This is a genomic window from Sphingomonas sp. ERG5, assembly GCF_000803065.1.
Classification (GTDB): Bacteria; Pseudomonadota; Alphaproteobacteria; order Sphingomonadales; family Sphingomonadaceae; genus Sphingomonas.
In genome coordinates, this window is sequence record NZ_JSXI01000059.1 from 1 (window position 1) to 18,098 (window position 18,098).

Annotated in this window: 16 protein-coding genes; 7 read left to right on the forward strand and 9 right to left on the reverse strand. The window is 64.6% G+C overall.

Annotation, left to right across the window (positions count from 1 at the left end; all coding sequences use genetic code 11):
* The 3 genes from OO12_RS18345 to OO12_RS18355 all read left to right on the forward strand — a co-directional run.
* On the forward strand, positions 1-181 hold a 181-nt coding region (locus tag OO12_RS18345), incomplete at its 5' end, for a hypothetical protein (RefSeq protein ID WP_034160188.1).
* Positions 171-635: a DUF2141 domain-containing protein gene (locus tag OO12_RS18350; RefSeq protein WP_034160189.1), complete on the forward strand. Its 465-nt coding sequence runs from the start codon at positions 171-173 to the stop codon at positions 633-635. The genes OO12_RS18345 and OO12_RS18350, both read left to right, overlap by 11 nt.
* Before the next feature lie 4 nt (positions 636-639).
* Positions 640-3,243 (forward strand): MMPL family transporter, encoded by a 2,604-nt coding sequence (locus OO12_RS18355; RefSeq protein WP_034160190.1) that lies wholly within the window; start codon positions 640-642, stop codon positions 3,241-3,243.
* Positions 3,244-3,531: 288 nt separating this feature from the next.
* Here OO12_RS18355 and OO12_RS18360 read toward each other — a convergent pair whose 3' ends face one another.
* Positions 3,532-4,590, reverse strand: coding sequence for an MlaA family lipoprotein (locus OO12_RS18360; protein ID WP_034160290.1), 1,059 nt, complete (start codon positions 4,588-4,590; stop codon positions 3,532-3,534).
* 71 nt (positions 4,591-4,661) lie between these two features.
* The gene (locus OO12_RS18365) at positions 4,662-5,279 is read right to left on the reverse strand and encodes an ABC transporter substrate-binding protein (protein ID WP_034160191.1); all 618 of its coding nucleotides are present in this window, start codon (positions 5,277-5,279) and stop codon (positions 4,662-4,664) included.
* 228 nt (positions 5,280-5,507) lie between these two features.
* Here OO12_RS18365 and ispH point away from each other — a divergent pair, with 228 nt between their 5' ends.
* Together ispH and hpnH are read left to right on the forward strand one after the other, a co-directional pair.
* Positions 5,508-6,482 carry a 4-hydroxy-3-methylbut-2-enyl diphosphate reductase gene (gene ispH / locus OO12_RS18370; RefSeq protein WP_034160192.1) on the forward strand — a complete coding sequence of 325 codons (975 nt, stop codon included), beginning with the start codon at positions 5,508-5,510 and terminating at the stop codon, positions 6,480-6,482.
* Between the two features lie 9 nt (positions 6,483-6,491).
* Positions 6,492-7,637 (forward strand): adenosyl-hopene transferase HpnH, encoded by a 1,146-nt coding sequence (gene hpnH, locus OO12_RS18375; RefSeq protein WP_034160193.1) that lies wholly within the window; start codon positions 6,492-6,494, stop codon positions 7,635-7,637.
* 44 nt (positions 7,638-7,681) lie between these two features.
* Here hpnH and OO12_RS18380 read toward each other — a convergent pair whose 3' ends face one another.
* The 7 genes from OO12_RS18380 to hpnA form a co-directional block, all read right to left on the reverse strand.
* The gene (locus OO12_RS18380; protein ID WP_235364857.1) at positions 7,682-8,275 is read right to left on the reverse strand and encodes a phosphorylase family protein; all 594 of its coding nucleotides are present in this window, start codon (positions 8,273-8,275) and stop codon (positions 7,682-7,684) included.
* 62 nt (positions 8,276-8,337) lie between these two features.
* Positions 8,338-10,290: a squalene--hopene cyclase gene (gene shc / locus OO12_RS18385; RefSeq protein ID WP_052216033.1), complete on the reverse strand. Its 1,953-nt coding sequence runs from the start codon at positions 10,288-10,290 to the stop codon at positions 8,338-8,340.
* A gap of 8 nt (positions 10,291-10,298) precedes the next feature.
* Entirely contained in the window at positions 10,299-11,555 is a 1,257-nt protein-coding gene (hpnE, locus tag OO12_RS18390) for a hydroxysqualene dehydroxylase HpnE (RefSeq protein WP_235364863.1), read from the reverse strand.
* Complete coding sequence (gene hpnD, locus OO12_RS18395) at positions 11,540-12,379, reverse strand: presqualene diphosphate synthase HpnD (RefSeq protein WP_034160194.1); 840 nt, start codon at positions 12,377-12,379, stop codon at positions 11,540-11,542. Before hpnD ends, hpnE begins: the two co-directional genes overlap by 16 nt.
* Positions 12,376-13,215 (reverse strand): squalene synthase HpnC, encoded by an 840-nt coding sequence (hpnC, locus tag OO12_RS18400; RefSeq protein ID WP_034160195.1) that lies wholly within the window; start codon positions 13,213-13,215, stop codon positions 12,376-12,378. The genes hpnD and hpnC overlap by 4 nt, the downstream gene beginning before the upstream one ends.
* Positions 13,215-14,348 carry a glycosyltransferase gene (locus OO12_RS18405; protein ID WP_443024576.1) on the reverse strand — a complete coding sequence of 378 codons (1,134 nt, stop codon included), beginning with the start codon at positions 14,346-14,348 and terminating at the stop codon, positions 13,215-13,217. The genes hpnC and OO12_RS18405 overlap by 1 nt, the downstream gene beginning before the upstream one ends.
* Positions 14,345-15,346, reverse strand: a complete 1,002-nt coding sequence (hpnA, locus tag OO12_RS18410) for a hopanoid-associated sugar epimerase (protein WP_034160196.1) — start codon at positions 15,344-15,346, stop codon at positions 14,345-14,347. The genes OO12_RS18405 and hpnA overlap by 4 nt, the downstream gene beginning before the upstream one ends.
* Positions 15,347-15,486: 140 nt before the next feature.
* On the opposite strand from hpnA, the gene hpnI reads away from it, so the two are divergent.
* Together hpnI and hpnJ are read left to right on the forward strand one after the other, a co-directional pair.
* Complete coding sequence (hpnI, locus tag OO12_RS18415) at positions 15,487-16,641, forward strand: bacteriohopanetetrol glucosamine biosynthesis glycosyltransferase HpnI (protein WP_034160197.1); 1,155 nt, start codon at positions 15,487-15,489, stop codon at positions 16,639-16,641.
* Complete coding sequence (gene hpnJ / locus OO12_RS18420; protein WP_034160198.1) at positions 16,638-18,083, forward strand: hopanoid biosynthesis associated radical SAM protein HpnJ; 1,446 nt, start codon at positions 16,638-16,640, stop codon at positions 18,081-18,083. The genes hpnI and hpnJ overlap by 4 nt, the downstream gene beginning before the upstream one ends.
* Positions 18,084-18,098 lie beyond the last annotated feature (15 nt).

Below are 18,098 nucleotides of genomic sequence, written 5' to 3' on the forward strand. Positions count from 1 at the left end.
CGATGCCGGGCTCAAGATCCGCACCATGCGCCTGCCCGACATCTTCCAGGACCAGGACAAGCCCGATACCCAATATGCCGAAGCCGGCCTCGACGCCGACGCCATCGTCGATACCGTACTAAAGGCACTGCGCCACAATTCCGGAAACGTCGTCGAGGAAGCCAGGCGCGATGCCATCTGAGCGCCGGCGTGCCTCGATTGCCGTGCTGATCGGATTCGCCCTCACCGCAGCGGCGCCACCAAGCGGCACGCTGACGATCCGGGTCGGCAATGTGCGGAACTCGGCGGGCGTGGTCCATGTCGATATCTGCCCTCAGGCGCAGTTCCTGAAGGACGATTGTCCTTATGCCGGCGATGCGCCGGCTCATGCGGGCGTCACGGTGGTGACTGTCCATGGCGTGCCTGCCGGACGCTATGCGGCGCAGGTGTTCCATGACGAGAACCGCAACAAGAAGGTTGATCGCGCACTCTTCGGTATCCCAAAGGAAGGCGTAGGGTTCTCGAACGACGCCCGGATCGGGCTTGGCCCGCCGAAATGGGCCGACGCTGTGTTCGCGTTCGATGGGCAGGAGCAGGCGATTGCCCTCAATATGCGATATTTTCTGGGGGCAAGCGGGCCGGCAAAGGCGCGTTGACGGGATGCGCTCACCCATTCCCGCCCTGGTCGCCGTCAGTGTCCGTCGCCCCTGGCTGACATTGCTGCTGTCCGTCGTGCTCGCGGGCCTAGCCCTGTTCTTCACCACCGCGCGGTTCGACATGACGACCGATACGGCAGCGCTGATCTCGCCCGATATCGATTGGCGTAAGCAGGAGAGGGCGATGGAAGCCGCTTTTCCCCAGCTGCGCGATGTGATGGTGGTGGTGATTGACGGTCAGACACCCGAGCTGGCCGAGGATGCCGCAGCAAAGCTGACTCTGGCCCTGGGCGCCGACAAAGCGCATTTCAGACTGGTGCGCCGACCGGACGGCGGTGATTTCTTCGCGCGCGAAGGATTGTTGTTCGGATCGCGCGAGGACGTGCGTCAGGCGACTGCGGCCTTGATCGAAGCGCAGCCTATGCTTGGGCCGCTTGCGGCCGATCCGTCATTGCGCGGTGTGAACGGCGCACTGTCGACGATGCTAGACGGCGTCGAGACGAAGGCGGCGACGCTCGATCAGATCGATCGGCCGATGCGGGCGCTGGCCGAGGCGACCGAGCGTTCGCTCGACGGCAAGCCGAGCTATTTCTCGTGGCAGCAATTGTTCGCGACAGGGGCGGGGCCGCTCAGCCCGCCCAAGCGTCGCCTGATCCTCGCCCAGCCGGTGCTCGATCACACCGCGCTGATGCCGGGCGAAGCTGCCAGCGACGCGTTGCATGCCGCCGCCGCGGCGCTGCACCTCGATGCCGCGCATGGCGTCACGGTGCGCCTGACCGGCGAGGTGCCGCTCGCCGATGAGGAGTTCGCGACGCTGCAGGAAAATATCGGGGCGGTGGGCATGGTGATGCTCGGCGCAATGTTGCTGACCCTGTGGTTCGCGACGCGATCGATCAGGCTGGTCGCGGCGATTTTCGGCACGATCATCCTCGGACTGGTCGTTACCCTCGCGGTGGGGCTGTTCGCGGTCGGTCGCCTCAATCTCATTTCGGTCGCCTTCATTCCCCTGTTCGTCGGTCTGGGGGTGGATTTCGGGATTCAGATCTGCGTCCGCTACAATGCGGAACGCGTGACGGGGCTCGTCCCCGCGGCGGCGTTGCAGGGGGCCGCGACGGCGCTCGGCGCGCCGCTGCTGCTGGCGGCGGGGGCGGTGTTCCTCGGCTTCGGCGCCTTCCTGCCCACCGCCTATATCGGCATCGCCGAACTGGGGGTGATCGCGGGCCTCGGCATGGTGATCGCACTTCTGTTCAGCGTCACGCTGCTACCCGCTCTGATCCTGTTGCTGCGTCCCGGGGCGCCGCGCCGTGAGGTCGGCTTTGCACAATTCGCTCCTGCCGATCGTTTCCTCGAACGACGCCGCAAGGCAGTGCTTTGGGCGTTCGGTGCGTCAATGGCGGTGAGCATCGCGCTTCTTCCCTGGGTCGTATTCGACTTCAACCCGCTCCATCTGCGCGATCCCAGCGCGCCGTCGATGCAGGCGCTGACCGACCTGACTCGTGACCCGGATCGCACGCCGAACACGATCGATGTGCTTGCGCCTGGTCCGCAGGCCGCGACGGAACTGGCGAAGCGCCTGTCGGCGCTGCCGGAGGTCGGTCAGGTGATCTCGGTCGACAGCTTCGTGCCCGAGGACCAACCGGCAAAGCTCGCCTTGATCCAGGACGCGTCGGTGCTGCTCGACCTGACGATCAACCCGTTCGAAATCGCGACGCCACCCGATGATGCGGCGCTGGTGACATCGCTGCGCCAGGTATCGAATCGGCTAAAGGCAGTCGGCGGTACAGAACAGGGCGCCGTCGATGCACGCCGCCTCGCTGCCGCTTTCGAGCGGCTGGCGTCGGCAACGCCCGCCAGGCGCGCCGCAGTGAACGAGATGCTGTCGCGACCACTGACGGTCATGCTCGATCAGGTCCGCGCCGCGCTGCAGGCCGAACCGGTCACGCGCGCGAGTTTGCCGCCCGACATGGTCCGCGATTGGATCGCGCCCGACGGTCGGGCCAGGCTTCAGGCCTTTCCCAAGGGCGATGGCAATGACAATCAGGTGATCAAGCGCTTCCGCGCCGCGGTCGTGACGGTAACACCGGCGGTCTCGGGCCTGCCGGTCGCGACCCAGGCCGCTGCCTTCACCGTGGCCGGCGCGTTCGTACAGGCCGGGGTGATCGCCTTCATCCTGGTCAGCCTGTTGCTGCTGGCGGTACTGCGCAACCTGCGCGAGGTGATGTTCACACTGGCCCCGGTGATCCTGTCGATCTTCCTGACGCTCGCGACCTGCGTGCTGATCGGCCAGCCGATCAACTTCGCCAACATCATCGCCTTCCCGTTGCTGTTCGGGGTCGGCGTCGCCTTCCATATCTATTTTGTGATGGCGTGGCGGAACGGCGCGACCGGGCTGCTCCAGTCAAGCCTTGCCCGCGCAGTGCTGTTCAGCGCGCTCGCCACGGGCACAGCGTTCGGCAGCCTGTGGCTGTCGCACCATCCGGGCACGGCAAGCATGGGCAAGATCCTGATGATCTCGCTCATCTGGACGCTGATCTGCGCGCTGATATTCGAACCCGCTTTGCTCGGGCCGCCGGTCGAGAAGGACAAGGCGGAGCCGGTCCTGAGCTAGGGTTTCGAGCCCTTGGCCCTGGGGCAATCCTGTTTTCAACCGCGAGAAAGAGCGTGCCGGCATAAGTCCGGCAAAGAGTGACCTGCCCGATCCCATGCGATGATTGAATCGCCGACGGCAGCATTGCGGAGGGGAGGAGCGCCGGGAGATATGTTACACCTGTATGTTACATATCCTTTCCGTCGGCACCCCAACGAAAACCCAGTATAAATATTGTATATCAGATACTTAATTATCAGCGACTGGGATTGAACCACCAACCGTTGTCGAGAGTGAAGTCGATAGGAGCTAGGGATTTGCCGGCGCGGCCGGATCGGCAAGCGGATCCTTGAGTGGATCGGCTTGCCTGGCGGGGGGATCGCCGGCCGACGCGCCGGGTGTCCCGGCCTTGTCACTGGCAGGAACGTCTGGCGAGCTTGGAGCCGCTGTGGCCGGATCATTCAGAGGATCGTTGAGCGGGCTGGCCGCGCCCGATGCCGGGTCACTCAGCGGATCCTCCAGCGAGCCGGTTCCAATTGCTACCGTGCGACCGTGCAACGCCTCGATTTCGGCGGTGCGGTTCTGCAGATAGACCGATCGCAGCGTCGCATAGGGATCGACTGCACCGTCGAGCAGCGCCTTCATGTCGGCATCCGATTCGGCCCGTTGGTCGAGAGCGCCGAGCGCGCCCTTCGGCACCAGATACTGCCAGCGGTCGAATGGCTTGCCGACAGCGAGCGGCAGCACCATGCCGTCGCCCTGTCCACCGAGCAGATCGCGGAGCGTGGTAGGGCCGACGAACGGCAGAAACAGATAGGGGCCCGGGCCGACCCCATAATAGGCCAGCGTATTGCCGAAGCCATTGTCGTGATGCGGTAAGCTGAAGGCCGGTGTCTTGGCCACATCCACCAGGCCGCCGATGCCAATGGTCGAGTTGGTGAGGAAGCGCACCAGGGTCCTGATCGCCCGGCCCGGCTTGAGCTGAAGCAGGTCGTTCACGAAGACGATCGGCTCGCCCAGGTTGCTGAGGGCGTTGCGAATTCCTGACCGCAGCGGCTTGGGAACGACATGCTTGTAGCCCATCGCGACCGGCCGGATGATTTTTTGGTCGGCTGTCCGAAACACTGAGTACATGGCTCGATTAAAGCCTTCCAACGGATCCCCGGGCGTCGCCTCGATGTTCCCGGCTGTGGCTTCCATCGCGGTTGGCGCCGTGGCGGGAGCAGTCTGCGAGGCGGTCGCGGCTGGGTCGACCAGCGGATCGAGCGGTGCAGACCCAGGGGGCGAAGCCGGCGCGACAGCCTCGACCTGAGGTTCTGGCGCGGCCGATTGCGGCGTGGCTGCAGACGAGACCTGCACGACCGGCATCGGCGCTGCCGCGGCAGGCTCTTCCGGAGGCGCGATAAACAGCGCAACCGTTGGCAGGACAAGGCCGAAGCTCAATTTCCGCCCTTGGCAGCCAGTTCATCGAGATGGCGAATCAACCCCTTCGCTCCGCCCGTCGCCAGTACCCGGGAAAAATCGGAACGGCGGGTGGCAAGCTGGCTGATCGAATTGCGATAATAGACATCAATGATCTTCCAGCCGCCACCACTGGCGCGCAGGCGGTAGGCGATCGGGATCGGCGCTTCGCCGGTCTGGACCAGGTTGGTGCGGACGAGCTTGTCGGTTCCGCGAGTCTCGACATTGGCGTCGACGGTGAATTTCTGGCTGGAGAAGGAGTCGAAATTGGTCGCGTATTGGCCGATCACCATGCGCCGGAAAGCCGCCACCAGAGCCGTCTGGTCCGCCGGAGCGATCCCATTCCAGCCGGCGCCGACCGTCAGCCGGGTCATCAGCGGCACGTCATAGACACGGTCGACAACGGGGCCGATCGCGGTCGCGCGGCCACGCACGCCCATCGCCTTGCCGCCCTTCATGATCGAGACCAGGCCGTCGCAAAGCGCCTGGACCGGCGCGCGCGCCGGATCGCCGGCCTGTGCCAGCGCCGCTGGTGCCGAAACGACCAGCGTGACGGCGGTAAGGGAAGGGATCAGAGAAGATGCCAGGGTTCGCATGCTCGGTTCGTTCCATTCTGCCCCGTCGCCCCTGTATCGGCGGTGCAGCGCAAAATCCACCCTGCCAATGTGCCCTATTCTGCCGAAACGATGAGCTTCGAACCGTTTATGCCGCTTTTACACCTTTTTCTTCCGCTATCGCACCGCTATCTACCCTCGCGTAACGGCGAAGGATATCGCCGAACCGGGGGCTGGTTCGAAACTAGTACGGGGCTGGACACGAGTTTGATGACCGCCGAAAAAAAAGCTTCATTGCAGGTGATTCTCGCGAAACCGCGGGGTTTTTGCGCGGGAGTGGTACGCGCTATCGACATTGTCGAACGCGCCCTCGACCTCCACGGGGCGCCAGTCTATGTCCGACACGAGATCGTCCATAATCGCCATGTCGTGAACAAGCTCCGAAGCAAGGGCGCGATTTTCGTCGAGGATCTTTCGGAGATTCCGGCGGGCGCGCCGACCATCTTCAGTGCGCATGGGGTCGCCCGGTCGGTGCAGGATGAGGCACGGTTGCGTCAGCTTCCCGTGTTCGATGCGACCTGCCCGCTGGTCACCAAGGTGCATGTGCAGGGCCGGCGCTACGCCAAGGCGGGACGCACCCTCGTGTTGATCGGGCACGCCGGGCATGCCGAGGTCGAGGGAACGATGGGGCAGGTCGATGCGCCGATCCATCTCGTCTCGACCGAGGCCGAGGTCGAAGCGCTGCCGCTCGCGATCGACACGCCGATCGCCTATGTGACCCAGACCACGCTCAGCGTCGATGACACCCGCGGCGTGATCGCCGCGCTGAACGAGCGTTTCAGTGACGTGCAGGGGCCGGACGTGTCGGAAATCTGCTATGCCACGCAGAACCGTCAGACCGCCGTGCGCGATCTCGCACGGGTCAGCGAGTTGCTGATCGTGGTTGGTGCCGAGAACAGCTCCAATTCCAACCGGCTGCGTGAAATCGGGGTCGAGATGGGGGTTCCGAGTTATCTCGTGGCCGATGGCGATGGGGTCGATCCGGCATGGCTGGTCGGGGTCGATGCCGTCGGGATCACCGCTGGCGCCTCGGCGCCGGACGAGCTTGTCGATGACGTCATCGCGGCTCTGGCCCGGCTTCGCCCGATCGAGGTTTCGCAACTTGACGGTGTGGAAGAAAATATCGAGTTCAGCCTGCCGCCCGAACTCAGAAATGTAATGCCGCGCGTCGCCGCGGCCGAATAGGACGATTCAATGAGCCTTCCGCTTTCCCAGATCGCCCGAATCGGCGCTTATACGGTTCGCCAGCACATCAAGGGTGGCCGCTACCCGCTGGTCCTGATGCTCGAGCCGCTGCTGCGCTGCAATCTCGCTTGCCCCGGCTGCGGCAAGATCGACTATCCCGACGCGATTCTCAACCAGCGGCTGAGTTTCGAGCAGTGCATGGAAGCGATCGACGATTGCGGTGCGCCGGCGGTGTCGATCGCCGGGGGTGAACCACTGCTTCACCGCGACATGCCGAAGATCGTGAAGGGCTATATCGCGAAGAAGAAGTTCGTAATCCTGTGCACCAATGCGTTGCTGCTGAAAAAGAAGATCGACGATTATGCGCCGTCGCCCTTCTTTACCTGGTCGATCCACCTCGATGGCGACAAGGGCATGCACGATCATGCGGTGGACCAGGAGGGCACATATGAGGTCGCGATCGAGGCGATCCAGCTGGCCAAGGCGAAAGGCTTCCGGGTTCAGGTGAACTGCACGGTGTTCGACGGTGCTTCGCCTGAACGGCTTGCCGCCTATTTCGACGAGATGGAGAAGCTTGGTGTCGAGATCACCATCTCGCCCGGCTATGCTTATGAACGTGCGGCGGATCAGGAGCATTTCCTCAACCGCACCCGCACCAAGCAATTCTTTCGCGACGTGTTTGCGCGGGGCAATGGCGGCAAGGACTGGACCTTCACCAATTCGCCGCTGTTCCTCGATTTCCTGGCCGGCAACCGCAGCTATGAATGCACGCCCTGGTCAATGCCGCTGCGCACCGTCTTTGGCTGGCAGAAACCCTGCTATCTGGTCGGCGAAGGCTATGTGCAAAGCTTCAAGGAGCTGATGGAAGGCACCGAGTGGGACGATTATGGCGTCGGCAAATATGAGAAGTGCGCCAACTGCATGGTCCATTGCGGTTTCGAGGGCACGGCGGCCACGGATTCGATCCGCCATCCACTCAACATGATGGCGGTCGCACGCAAGGGTGTCCGGACCACCGGGCCGATGGCGCCGGATATCGATCTCAGCAAGCAGCGCCCGGCGCAGGACGTGCATTCGTCGCACGTCGAGCGCGAGCTGGAGATCATCCGCAAGGCCAATCCGAAAGCGGGTAAACACGTCTCGCAGGCTGCTTGACGCCCGCCTGATTTCGAACGGTGCGATGACCTGTCGCCACGGCCTCAGGCCGGCGGCAGGTCTTCCGGCGAAATATGGTCGAATCCAGTTGCGATGAGTGCCGCGAATGCGCGATCCAGGCTCTTGAAAGCGCGCCCGGCCTGATTGCCCGTGCGGACCAGGGCCGGTAGCTGACCGGGCTTGCGGGCCAGCGACCGGAGCACCGCGCCGAGCGCCATGCCGCCGTCCGGTTTCATCCCGACCAGCGCAGCGGGGGGCAGGGTCGATCCGGCGTCGTCCGATATCACCCGCAGCGCCACAAACGGCAAATTTCTTCGAGCGGCGACTTGGGCCGCGACATGCGTTTCCATGTCCACAGCAATGGCGCCGGTACGCGCGGCCAGTGTGCGCTTATTGGCTGTCGTTGCGACGATGGTATCGCTGCCAGCAACCGCACCGACCCGGGCATCGGGCAGGGCGGCCGCGATCTGCGCCACCAGATGGTGGTGACCGTCGATCACGATATCTCCCGGGCGCAGCGTCGGGTCAAGTGCGCCCGCCAGACCGCTCGACATGATGATCCCGGGAAACCTTGCTGCCCTGGCGTCGAGCTCGGCATCGAGGCGGGAGGCATCGCCGCCACCGATCACCACGGTCACGTCGCGGCCCGGCCGATCGATGATCCGTTCCTCGCGCTTCAGCCCGCAGGCGACGACCAGTGTCACATGCCGTGCGCGACGCGGCGCGTGTTGGAGCGTTTGAGATTGCGATAGCGCGCCATCGCCCAGAGCGGGAAATATTTGGGATACCCATGGTAGCGCAGATAGAAGACTCGCGGAAAACCGCCCCCCGAGTACATCTCCTGCCCCCAGAGACCGTCGGCTTCCTGGTTCGCCGCCAGCCAGTCGATCCCACGCGTGACGGCTGGGGAGTCGACGTCGCCCGCCGCCATCAGGCCGAGCAGTGCCCAGGCGGTTTGCGAAGCGGTTGAAGACGCTGGCGTATGGCCCTTGTAATCGAGCGCATAGCTCTCGCAATCCTCGCCCCAGCCGCCGTCCGCGTTCTGGATCCGGGTAAGCCAGTCGACGGCTTTCGCGACGATCGGCTCCTCGGGTGCGATGCCCGCGGCATTGAGCGCGCACAGCACCGACCAGGTGCCGTAGATATAATTCACACCCCAGCGGCCGAACCAGCTCCCGTCGGACATCTGCTCCCTGGTGAGGAAGTCGAGCGCGGCGCGCATCCGCGCGCTGTCGCGGGTCTCGCCCAGTTGCGCGAGCATCGAGACGCAGCGTGCGCTGACGTCCGAGGTGGGCGGATCGAGCAAGGCGCCGTGATCGGCGAAAGGCAGGTTGTTGAGATAATGATAGCTGTTGTCGGCATCGAACGCGCCCCAGCCGCCATCGCGGCTCTGCAGGCCGACGGTCCATTCGACACCGCGATCGATCGCCTCGCGATCCTGGCCGGCCCGGGCGCGGTCCATCGCCATCACCACCACGGCGGTGTCGTCGAGATCGGGATAATGCGCGTTATTGTATTGAAAAGCCCAGCCGCCCGGCCGAACGTCCGGCTTTTCATCGGCCCAGTCGCCCTTCACGTCGAGCACCTGCAACGGCTTCAGCCAGTCGAGCCCGCGGCCTGCGCGCGCTTCGGCATCGTTGCCGCCCGCTTCGAGCATCGCATGGGCCGCAAGTGCCGTATCCCAGACCGGTGACACGCAAGGCTGGCAATAAGCCTCGTCCTCGCGGATCACGAGCAGTTTCTCGATCGATTGCCGCGCGATCGCGCGCGCCGGATGATCCTCCGCATAGCCCAGGCAATCGAACATCATCACGCTGTTGGCCATCGCCGGATAGATCGCCCCGAGCCCGTCCTCGCCGTTCAGTCGCTCCACCACGAAATCGACACAGGCCTGGATCGCGCGAGCGCGGAGCTTCTTCGGCCATAGGCCATTGCCGGCCTTGAGCACCCGATCGAGCGCGTTGAAACCATGAGTCCACAACCATTTGGGATCGGCCGCCTTGGTGCCCGGACGGACCTTTTCGCCGGTGTAAAGCTCATCGACCTTCACTCCGAGCGCGTTGCGCGCCACCGGTTGGAGCGCGCCGAGCACCAGCAGCGGCGCCACCACGGTGCGCGCCCAATAGGACATCTTCGACAAATGGATCGGGAACCAGCGCGGCAGCAGGATCAGTTCCGGCGGCATGGTCGGTACGACCGACCAGGGCCCCGCCGCGAACAGGGCGAGCTGGATACGGGTGAAGACATTGACCGCTGCAGCACCACCCGCCGCAAGGATCGCGGCGCGGGCGTTCGCCATGTGCAGCGCGTCGACCGGATCACCGATCATCTTCAGTGCGTAATAGGCCTTTACCGACGCGCTGACATCGAAAGCACCGCCATGGAACAGCCCCCAGCCATGATGCTCGCTCGACTGAATTCGACGCAGATACGCGCCGATCTTGGCTTCGAGCCCGGCATCGACCGACTCACCAAGATAATGGCGGAGCAGGACATATTCGGCCGGAATGGTGGCGTCGGCCTCGAGCTCGAAAACCCAGTGACCGTCATCGCGCTGCAGTTTCGCGAGCGCATGGGTTGCGCGATCGACTGCTGCTTCGACCGTCGCGAGCGAGGTTGCGGTCCCCTCGATCTCGGAAAAACTCTGGTGCATTCGTCTTCCTACCGCGCAAGTACGAGGCGCGCTACGGTTTCACCCGATCGCAATGCGCCCTCGATCGTCGCGGGCAGGCCGGTAGCGGTCCAGTCACCGGCCAGGAACAGGTTGCGCCAGCGTGTCGCAGCCAGCGGGCGCTTGGCATTCTGTTCCGGCGTGGCGGCGAAAGTCGCGCGCTTCTCCTTGACGATCTGCCAGGCCGGCATCGGTGCGTCGATGCCGAGCGCGGTTTGAATATCGGCCCAGAAACCCCGGGCCAGCGCTTCACGGTCCATCTCGACCAGCCGGTCGGCTGCGCTGACCGTCACCGACAAGCGATCGGGAAAGGCGAAAAGCCATTCCGCCGTCCCCCCGAACAGCCCGAGCATCGGCGGCGCACCGGCCGGGGCGGGCAGCGCGAAATGGCCGTTGACGATGGCCCGGAAATCGTCGGGCGCTTGCAATGTCGGTACCAGCGAGGTTGCGACCCAGGGCGGCACCGCCAGGATTACCGCTTCATCGGCAGCGACCGGCTCGATGCCCGCGCCCCAGTCGAGACCAGTCGCCCGGTCATCATCGAACGCGATACCGCGAAGCCGGCGCCCCAGCGTCACCGGGGTTTTCTGGCTGTCGAGCCAGGCAAGGGCAGGGTCGATAAAGGCCGCGGCAAGGCTGGGTTCCGCGATAAGCGGACGCATCGCGCGGCCACCCTTGGCGATCGTTTCGCGCAGGACGTTGGCAGCAAGCAGGGCCGAGGATTCGCCTGGAGCGGTGTTGAGCGCCGCAAGCAGTATGGGCTCAAGCAGCAGCGACCAGACTGGGCCATGCGTGGCGATACGCTGGTCGATCCGGCCCTCGCGGTTCGACAACAGCTTTGCCAGGGGCAGATAGTCGCTGATCCGGCTGCCCGGCACGCGCCGGGCTGGGGCTGCGATCCACCAAGGGACAGCGCCGTCATTGATCCGCACCGCCCAGCGCTTCGAGTTCGTCAGGTCCTGAAAGGTGAAATCCGCATGGTCCGGCCCTGTCAGTGGCGTCGTCGCGCTGACCGCGGATCGGAAGCGCGCAACCGCCGGATTACCCGACAATACGAGGTGATTGCCATTGTCGATCGTCAGGCCAAGCTGCGGATCGTGATAGGAACGGCAGCGTCCCCCGGCCTGTGCCGCGGAATCCGCGATTGAAACCGCGACGCCGGCCTTGCGCAATGTGACGGCGGCGCAAAGTCCAGCCAGACCGGCACCGGCAATCGTCGCCCGAGTGAAGCTCAACGCGTCAGCCACAACCGCGCCACGGTCCAGAGCAGCGCCAGCTTGGACACTTTCACCCGGTGGCGCGGCGGTTTCCAGCCAATCGCCTCGGTGCGCTGCAATACCTTGGCATAAGCGGCTTCCATCAGGCGCGGCGCGATCAGATGCCCGCGCGGCCGTGTGGCAAGCAGTGCATGAGCACGCCGGTAATGCTCATGCGCCGTTGCCGCGACCGAGCGGCAGGCGGCGTCGATGCGCGGATCGGCGATGACATCGAGCGGGGTGGTAAGAGGAATTCCGGCGGTGGCGATCGCCTCGAACGGGAGATAGACGCGGCCGATCTCCGCATCCTCGTCGACATCGCGCAGGATATTGGTGAGTTGCAACGCGCGACCGAGATGATGGGCGAGCTCGATTCCCGGCGCCGCGTCCATGCCGAAGATGCGCACCGACAGCCGTCCAACGGCCGAGGCGACACGATCGCAATAAAGGTCGAGCTCGGCCATCGCCGGCCAGCGGATGTCGCGATCGACATCCATCGCCATGCCGTCGATCACTGCCTCGAAATCCGCGCGGTCGAGATCAAAGCGTTTCACGGCCTCGGCGACCAGAGCCGCCTGGCCGGGCGGGCCACCCGCGTAAAGCGAGTCGAGATCGGTGCGCCACGCGTCGAGCGCCGCCATCCGACCGTCGCGATTGCCCTGCTGGTCATCGGCGATATCATCGACCAGCCGGCAAAAGCCGTAGATCGCGTACATGGCTTCGCGTTCGGCCTTGGGCAGCACGCGCATGCCGGCGTAGAAGGAGCTGCCCGAAACCTGCTGCTGCAGCGCGGCGGGGGTGGCATCCGGATTCATGCCGCGCGCCGGAACAGGCTGCCGACCGCGGCACCGGCGGCGAGGAAGGCGGCTTCCCAGGACTTGTGATGGACCCGCTCGCTGAGCGGGTCGCGCTTCTCCAGACGCCCGCACAGGCTGGTCGCGAGGCGATGAATGATCGCGACTTCGGCGCCGAGACGGCGGTCGGCAATCATGCTGGAGAAGTTGGCGGAGGTGTCGAGCAGCATGCGAGTCTTACTCACCAGAGAGATGATTGCGGCGCGCAGGCGTGGCGTGGCGTGGTCGGCGGTGAGATCCTCAATCCGCGCGCCCGTTTCCGCGAAAGTTTCGGCCGGGATATAGACGCGGTCGAGCGTGCGATAGTCCTTCGCGCAATCCTGCAGATGGTTGATTACCTGCAGCGCGGCGCAGAGCGCGTCGGACGCGGCCCAGGTGATGCGATCCTCGCCGTGTACGTCGAGCACATAGCGTCCGACTGGCATGGCCGACAGCCGGCAATAGCCGATCAGCCCGTCCCAATCCTCGTACCGGGTGACTGTCACATCGCGCTCGAACGCACCGAGCAGGTCATGCGCATGGACTGGGTCGAGCCGATGATCGGCCATGACCGCGCGAAGCGCAAGCGCCTCGGTCGCGCCATCCGCCTTGCCGTCCAGCCCGGCGCGCATCCGCCCGAGCTGGGCGAGCTTTTCCGCCGCGGGCAGGGTCTCATGATCGGAGATATCGTCCGCCACGCGGGCAAAGCGGTAGAACGCCATGACCGGAGCACGGTGTTCCGGTTTGAGCAGGACTGAGGCGACGGGGAAATTCTCGTCGCGATGTCCCTTGCCCGAGGCGAGATCGGCGGTCTCCATCAGCGGGCCTCCGATGCCTGGGCGCGGCCTTTCCACATTCCACCACGTCCTCGCATATGCTGCCATGCCGATAGCAAGGTGCAGCCGGCGTAGAAAGCGGCGATCAGCGGCAGGGCCACGCCCCACAATGGGGAGCGGCGGTAGAAGCGCAGCATCGGCTGGAACGCGACCGCCATGAGCGCCCAGGCGCTCGCGCCGGCGAGTTGCGCCCAGCCGCTCCCGGCGAACGCCAGGATCGGCGGTGCGCCATAGACCAGTGCCAGGCCGATCAGGGTGCCGATCAGCAACAGCGGCGAGTAGCCGAGCTGGGCATAGGCCGATCGCGAGATCATCGCCGCGATCACGCCGGCATCGTCATAGGCGCGGATGCTGCGCGAGCGATGAGTAAGGCCGAGCCAGATCGGGCCCCGTTCCTTGAGCAGCGCGCCCAATGTGCAATCGTCGATCAGCGCGGTGCGGATCGCGGCGATGCCGCCGGCCGCCGCCAGCGCGTCGCGGCGCACCAGCATGCAGCCGCCTGCGGCCGCGCCAGGACCGTTCGGGCGGTTCACCCGGGCAAATGGATAGAGCATCTGGAAGAAGAAGACGAAGGCGGGGATCAGCGCGCGTTCGGCCATGCTGGTGCAGCGCAATTCCGCCATCAGCGAGACGAGCGTCAATCCACCGGCCTCGCCGCGCGCGACCAGAGTGCGGAGCGTGTCGGCATCATGCTCGATATCGGCGTCGGTCAGCCAGAGATAGCGTGGCGCAGCGCCGGCATGCTCGATCCCCTGCGCGACCGCCCAGAGCTTGCCGGTCCAGCCAGAGGCGAGCGGTTGGCCAGCCATCACCTCAAATAGGTGCGGACCTGCTGTCGCACTGGCGATGCCGGCGGTGCCGTCGCTGCTCGAATCGTCAACCAGGATGATGCGGAAACGGCCCGGATAGTCCTGCGCGCGCAGGCTTCCGATTGCACGCGCAATCACGTCCGCCTCGTCACGCGCCGGGACGATTGCGATGACTTCCGGCCAGTCAGCAGGTTCGCTCGGGGCGCGATTGGTATCGCGTTCGCGGGCGAGCCAGAAGCCGCCATGGGCAAAGACCAGACCAAGCCATATGGTGAGGCTCAGGCCGCCCACGATAAGGGCGATCACCGGATCATTCCCGCTTGCCGGAACCATGCGATCGCGTCGGCTACCGCCTCTCCCCAGGGGCGGGCGCGATAACCGAGTTCTGCTTCGGCCCTGGCCGAGGTGAAGAACATATGGTGCTTCGCCATCTTCAGCCCGTCGACGGTGAGGAAGGGCTCCTTGCCGGTGATCCGCGCCAGCGCCTGATTGATATAAGCCAGCGGAAAAAGTGGTGCGCGGGGCAGGCTGATCGCAGGCGGCCGGCGTTTCATGGTCACGGCGATGGCGGCGAGCATGTCGGCCAGCCGCACGTCCTGTCCACCAAGGATGTAGCGCTCACCGGTACGGCCCTTTTCCAGCGCCTGCAGGTGGCCGGTGGCGACGTCGTCGACATGGACCAGGTTCAGTCCGCTATTGAGATAGGCCGGCATCTTGCCGCTTGCCGCCTCAACGATGATCCGCCCGGTCGGGGTTGGCCGCACATCGCGCGGGCCGATCGGGGTGGACGGGTTGACGATCACCGCAGGCAAGCCGCGCTCGACGACCATCTGCTCGACCAGCCGCTCGGCCACCACCTTGCTGCGCTTATAGGCGCCGACCGCTTGATCCGGCGTGGCGGCGCGGGTTTCGTCCGCCGGGGCCGTGGGGTCGGGTTTGAGCGTGGCCACGCTGCTTGTGTAGACCAGCCGCTCGACCCCGGCGGCGAGCGCCGCGTCCATCACGATGCGGGTGCTGGCGAGGTTGTTGCGGACGATCTCCTCCGGATCGGGTGCCCAGATGCGATAGTCGGCCGCGACATGGAACAGGTGCCGTACGCCGCGCATCGCCTTGGCCATTGCCGCCGGATCGCGCGCATCGCCTTCGACAAGCGTTCCGGGAAAGTCGACGAGATTGGTGCGAGGGCTGCCGGCACGGACAAGACCACGCACGTGCCGTCCCTGCGCGGCGAGTGCGCGTGCCACCGCCGATCCGACAAAACCCGACACGCCGGTGACCAGCACCGCATCCGAACTCTGGCTCACCTCGCCTCCGCGCGTTTCAATCGCGCTCTACACAGGATCCATGAGCGGCGATAGGGAGGGGCGATGGCGAATGCGATCACTCGGCCGAACCTTTCATACCTTCTCCCCTGGCGGGCGAGGGGGTTGCAGCGTTTGCCGCCATGTTAGCCTTTGCCGTTATCGGTTGGATCCTGTGCGGCCTCGGGGCTGCCGGTACCCTGTACATGGTCGCCGCCTCGATCGTATTTCGGCGCTTCATGGTCGTACAGGCCGTACCGACCCGCCGCGCCGAGGCGGTGACTCTGCTCAAGCCGCTCCACGGCGCAGAGCCTCGTCTGTTCGAAAACCTGGAAAGCTTCCTCATCCAGGATCACGCTGGTCCGATCCAGCTGCTGTGCGGCGTCCAATGCCCCGACGACCCCGCCATTGACGTGGTGGCGGCGTTGCGCACCCGATATCCGAATGTCGCGATCGACCTCGTGATCGACCCCGCGAACCACGGTGCGAATCACAAGATCTCGAACCTCGTCAACATGATGGCCGAAGCCCGGCATGCGATCCTGGTGCTGAGCGACAGCGACATGGTCGCGACGCCCGATTATCTCCCGCGCGTCCTGTCCGCGCTCGACACGCGTGATGTCGGCGCCATGACAAGCCTCTATCATGGACGGGGTGACGCGGGCCTCTGGTCGCGGCTTGGCGCGGCCGGGCTCAGCTATCAATTCCTGCCCGGCGTGGTGTTCGGCGTGGCGTTGGGATTGGCACGGCCATGCATGGGATCGACCATCGCGATTCGGCGCGAGACTCTCGACCGAATCGGCGGTTTCGCGCGTTTCTCGGACGTGCTGGCCGACGATTATGCGATCGGCGAAGCGGTTCGCGCGCTTGGGCAGAAGGTGGCGGTACCGCCGATGCTGATCGCCCATGCCTCGGCCGAGCGCAGCTTCATCGAATTGTGGCGGCACGAACTGCGCTGGGGGGCGACAGTACGCGGCGTCGTGCCGGGCGCCTATATCGGGTCGGTCATCGGTATGCCGGTTCCGCTCGCGCTGCTCGGCGCCGCGCTGATTCCTGTGCATATGACCGGCCTCGCTGTCGCCTTGGCCTCGCTCGTCGTTCGCGCTATTGTCACCCTTGTCGTCGATCGTCGGACCGGCATGCGGGCCGCGCCTTTGTGGCTTTTGCCGATACGCGATTGCCTCACTTTCGCGATATTTGTCGCAAGCTTCTTCACCGCGTCGGTTGATTGGCGCGGACGACGTCTTAAAATGGCAGATGACGGCCGCGTTTCGGCCGATCCGGAGATTTCCGCATGATGCGTACGCTTTTTCTTCAAGCTCCCTCGTTCGACGGTTATGATGGGGGCGCCGGCGCACGCTATCAGATGAAGCGCGAGGTGAAGTCGTTCTGGTATCCCACCTGGCTCGCACAGCCTGCGGCAATGGTCGAGGGCTCGAAGCTGATTGATGCTCCCGCACATGACCAGAGCTGGGACGATATCCAGCACGAATTTGACGATCGCGACCTCGTCATCCTCCACACCTCGACGCCCAGCTTCGGCCAGGACATTCGTACCGCCGCGCTGATCAAGGGGCGCAATCCGAAGGTGCTGATCGGCTTCGTAGGCGCCAAGGTCGCGGTTGAGCCCGACAAGAGCCTCGCCGCCTCTCCGCACATCGATTTTGTCGCGCGAGAGGAATATGATTTCACGATTCTGGAGATCGCCGAGGGCAAGCCGCTCGCCACTGTCGATGGCATCACTTGGCGTGCGCCCGACGGTGCGTTCGTGCGCAACAAGGATCGCGCAGCGATCGAGGACATGGACGTCCTCCCGATGGTTTCGCCGGTTTACAAGCGCGACTTGCAGATCGACAAATATTTCGGCGGCTATCTCCGCCATCCCTATGTCAGCTTCTACACCGGGCGCGGCTGCAAGAGCCGTTGTACCTTCTGCCTGTGGCCGCAGACGATCAGCGGCCATAATTACCGCTTCCGCTCGGTGCCCAAGGTAATCGAGGAGGTGGAGTATATCCTGAAGGAAATCCCCGAAACAAAGGAGATCTTCTTCGACGACGATACGCTGACCGACAATCATGAGCGTGTCGAGGAACTGGCGATCGCCCTTGGCAAGCTCGGCTTCGGCAAGCCGGGCTTCCCGGTCTCGTGGAGCTGCAACGCCAAGGCCAATGTGCCGCGCAAGACGCTCGAGGTGCTGAAGGCCAACGGCCTGCGGCTGCTACTCGTCGGTTACGAAAGCGGTAATCAGCAGATCCTGCACAACATCAAGAAGGGTCTGCGCATCGATGTCGCGCGGCAGTTCACCAAGGATTGCCACGCGCTCGGGATCGTCATCCACGGAACCTTTATCCTCGGCTTGCCGGGAGAGACCGAGGAGACGATCGAGGAGACGATCAACTACGCCAAGGAGATCGATCCGCATACGATCCAGGTGTCGTTGGCGGCGCCCTATCCGGGGACATTCCTGTACAAGCAAGCGACCGAGAATGGCTGGTTCGACGGCACCGATCATTTGCTGACCGACGGCGGCAACCAGATCGCGCAGCTTAGCTATCCGCATCTGCCGGCGAGCGTGATTTTCGACAAGGTCGAGGAATTTTACAAGCGCTTCTATTTCCGCCCCTCCAAGATCTGGTCGATCGTGTCCGAGATGCTGCGCGACTGGAACATGATGAAGCGCCGGCTGCGTGAAGGGGTGGAGTTTTTCGATTTCCTCCGCCGGCGCAAAGAGGCCGCGTGACGATGCTCCCTCTCC

Excerpts from the sequence above, each read along its gene's own strand:
- hpnD (WP_034160194.1), bottom strand. The coding sequence starts at position 12,379 with ATGAATCCGGATGCCACCCCCGCCGCGCTGCAGCAGCAGGTTTCGGGC.
- OO12_RS18360 (WP_034160290.1), bottom strand. The coding sequence starts at position 4,590 with ATGCCGGTCGTGCAGGTCTCGTCTGCAGCCACGCCGCAATCGGCCGCG.
- hpnH (WP_034160193.1), top strand. The coding sequence starts at position 6,492 with ATGAGCCTTCCGCTTTCCCAGATCGCCCGAATCGGCGCTTATACGGTT.
- OO12_RS18355 (WP_034160190.1), top strand. The coding sequence starts at position 640 with ATGCGCTCACCCATTCCCGCCCTGGTCGCCGTCAGTGTCCGTCGCCCC.
- hpnI (WP_034160197.1), top strand. The coding sequence starts at position 15,487 with ATGTTAGCCTTTGCCGTTATCGGTTGGATCCTGTGCGGCCTCGGGGCT.
- OO12_RS18365 (WP_034160191.1), bottom strand. The coding sequence starts at position 5,279 with ATGCGAACCCTGGCATCTTCTCTGATCCCTTCCCTTACCGCCGTCACG.
- hpnC (WP_034160195.1), bottom strand. The coding sequence starts at position 13,215 with ATGGAGACCGCCGATCTCGCCTCGGGCAAGGGACATCGCGACGAGAAT.
- OO12_RS18350 (WP_034160189.1), top strand. The coding sequence starts at position 171 with ATGCCATCTGAGCGCCGGCGTGCCTCGATTGCCGTGCTGATCGGATTC.
- ispH (WP_034160192.1), top strand. The coding sequence starts at position 5,508 with ATGACCGCCGAAAAAAAAGCTTCATTGCAGGTGATTCTCGCGAAACCG.
- shc (WP_052216033.1), bottom strand. The coding sequence starts at position 10,290 with ATGCACCAGAGTTTTTCCGAGATCGAGGGGACCGCAACCTCGCTCGCG.
- hpnJ (WP_034160198.1), top strand. The coding sequence starts at position 16,638 with ATGATGCGTACGCTTTTTCTTCAAGCTCCCTCGTTCGACGGTTATGAT.